Source organism: Pseudomonas sp. BJa3 (assembly GCF_026343815.1).
Classification (GTDB): Bacteria; Pseudomonadota; Gammaproteobacteria; order Pseudomonadales; family Pseudomonadaceae; genus Aquipseudomonas; species Aquipseudomonas soli.
Window position 1 is genome coordinate 1 of sequence record NZ_JAOXMC010000194.1, and the last position, 272, is coordinate 272.

1 protein-coding gene is annotated in these 272 nt (G+C 58.5%); it reads left to right on the plus strand.

The window, feature by feature from the left end:
* The coding region (locus OH705_RS27405; RefSeq protein ID WP_267303465.1) for an Asd/ArgC dimerization domain-containing protein at positions 1-272 on the plus strand (272 nt) is incomplete at both ends.

The following is a 272-nucleotide window of genomic DNA, read 5'->3' on the forward strand; positions in this document are numbered from 1 at the left end:
TGGAGGAACTCGGTCGCCAAACCGCGCAGTTGCTGGCTTTCCAGGAAGTCGAGCCGAAGAAGTTCCAGGCGCAGATCGCCTTCAACCTGATCCCGCACATCGACGAATTCCAGCCCAACGGCTACACCAAGGAAGAGATGAAGCTGGTCTTGGAGACGCGCAAGATCCTCGAGGACTACATCATCCAGTTGAACACCACCGCCGTGCGCGTGCCGGTGTTCTACGGCCACTCCGAAGCCGTGAACGTCGAGACCAAGAAGAAGATCACCCCC